1 pseudogene is annotated in these 2,544 nt (G+C 72.1%); it reads right to left on the minus strand.

Going from position 1 to position 2,544, the window contains the following annotated elements:
* A pseudogene (locus ADY01_RS34860) lies at positions 1-2,535 on the minus strand (beta-ketoacyl synthase N-terminal-like domain-containing protein); the annotation flags it as partial.
* Positions 2,536-2,544 lie beyond the last annotated feature (9 nt).

Consider the following 2,544-nt stretch of genomic DNA (forward strand, 5'->3'; position numbering starts at 1 on the left):
AGCCCCGATCTCACCCTGCGAATGACCCACCACCGCATCCGCCACCACACCCACCGACGACCACACCGCAGCCAGACCCACCATCACCGCAAAACTCGCAGGCTGCACCACATCCACACGCTCCAGGAGATCGGCCGGAGCATCCCCCCGCAACACATCCACCAACGACCAATCCACCCACCGCTCCAACGCCGCCGCACACTCCCCCACCCGCTCCGCGAACACCGGCGAGGAATCCAGCAGCTCACGGCCCATACCGGCCCACTGCGAACCCTGACCCGGAAACACCAAAACCGTCCGCCCCGCACCCACGGCCGACGACAACCCGCCAGTCACCACACCGGGATGAGACTCACCCCGCGCCAGCGCCTCCAGACCCGCCACAGCCTCACCCCGCGAGCCGGCCACCACCACCGCACGCTCGGAGAGCAGCGCCCGTCGTGTCATCAGCGTCGCCACCACGGCGTCCATCGGCGCGGTCTCAGCCGTCTCGAGGAACGAGGCGAGGCGTGCGGCCTGCCCTGCCAGGGATGCCGTCGAGGAGGCGGACACGACCAGCGGAACCACTCCGGCGATCGATGCGGCCGGCGCCGCGGGCTGCTCCGCCGGTGCCTGTTCCAGGATCAGGTGCGCGTTCGTGCCGCTGATGCCGAAACTGGAGACACCGGCGCGGCGCGGCCTGCCCTCCTCCGACCAAGCGCGGGCCTCGGTGAGCAGTTCGACCGCGCCCGCCGTCCAGTCGACCTGGGGCGTCGGCTCCGTCACGTTGAGCGTGGGCGGCATGATGCCGTGTCGGAGCGCCTGCACCATCTTGATCACGGCGGAGACACCGGCCGCGGCCTGCGTGTGACCTACGTTGGACTTGAGCGAGCCCAGCCAGAGCGGGCGCTCCGGGTCCCGGTCCCGGCCGTACGTGGCGAGCAGGGCCTGCGCCTCGATGGGGTCGCCGAGCTCCGTCCCGGTGCCGTGCGCCTCCACGACGTCGATGTCGGCCGCGGCGAGACCACCGTTGGCGAGCGCCTTGCGGATGACCCGCTGCTGCGAAGGCCCGTTGGGGGCGGTCAGGCCGTTCGAGGCGCCGTCCTGGTTCACGGCCGAGCCGCGAACGACCGCGAGCACCCGGTGGCCGCGCCTGCGAGCCTCCGAGAGGCGTTCCAGGACGACGATGCCGACGCCCTCGGACAGGATCGTGCCGTCGGCACCGGCCGAGAACGCCTTGACCCGGCCGTCGGCGGCGAGGCCGCGCTGGCGCGACATGCCGCGCAGGCCGATCGGTGAGCCCATGACGGCGACACCGCCTGCGAGGGCGAGCGAGCATTCGCCCTGACGCAGTGCCTGGGCAGCGAGGTGGATGGCGACGAGGGACGAGGAGCAGGCCGTGTCGACGGTCATCGCGGGGCCCTCGAAGCCGAACACGTACGACACCCTGCCGGAGGCGACGCTACCGGCGGTGGCCGTCGTGACGAAGCCTTCGAGTTCCTCGGGCATGTTGCTGAGGGACTCGACGTAGTCGTGGATGGAGACGCCCGAGAAGACACCGATGTTGTCGCCGCGCGCGGAGAGGGGGTCGATGCCGGCCCGCTCCAGTGCCTCCCACGAGGTTTCGAGGAGGAGCCGCTGCTGTGGGTCCATGGCGAGCGCCTCGCGCGGCGAGATGCCGAAGAAGCCGGCGTCGAACTGGGCGGCGCTGTGCAGGAATCCGCCCTTGTGGACGTAGGCCGTGCCGGCCTTATCGGGGTCGGCGTCGAACAGGCCGTCGAGGTCCCAGCCGCGGTCGTCCGGGAGGGCCACCATGCCGTCGCGGCCCTCGGCCACGAGACGCCAGAGGCCGTCGGGGTCGTCGACGCCGCCGGGCAGGCGGCAGGCCATGCCGACGATGGCGATGGGCTCGTCGGGCTCGGCGAGGACGGTGGGGGTGGCGGTGGCACCGGCCGTGTCGTGGCCGAGCTCCTCGCGCAGGTAGCGGGCGAGTGCCACCGGGGTGGGGTAGTCGAAGATGAGGGTGGCGGGGAGCTTGACGCCGGTGGCGGCGCCGAGCCGGTTGCGGAGTTCGACCGCGGTGAGCGAGTCGAAGCCGATCTCGCTGAACCCACGTGTGCCCTGGGCGAGTTCGGCGGCGTTGAAGCCGAGGACCGCGGTGGCTTCAGCCTGCACGATACCGAAGAGGACGGCTTCCTGTTCGTCCTCGGGCAGTCCGGCGAGGCGCCGGAGCAGGTCACTGCCGTCGCCTGCGCCGGCGCGTGCGAGGCGGCGGCCACTGCGCACCAGGCCGCGCAGCAGGTGCGGGACGGTGCCGCCGGAGGCCGCGTCGGCACGCAAGGACCGCAGGTCGAGCTTGATCGGTACGAGCAGGGCGTGTTCGGCTCGCAGTCCGGTGTCGAGCAGGGCGAGGGCCTCGGCGGGGGTGAGGGGCAGGACACCGCCGCGGCTCATGCGGGCCTGGTCGATCTCGCTGAGGTGGGCGGTCAGGCCGGTGCTCTGCTGCCACAGACCCCAGGCCATCGAGACACCGGGCAGGCCGGCGGCCCGCCGGTGGGCCATGAG

This window comes from Streptomyces sp. SBT349, from assembly GCF_001083795.1.
Classification (GTDB): Bacteria; Actinomycetota; Actinomycetes; order Streptomycetales; family Streptomycetaceae; genus Streptomyces.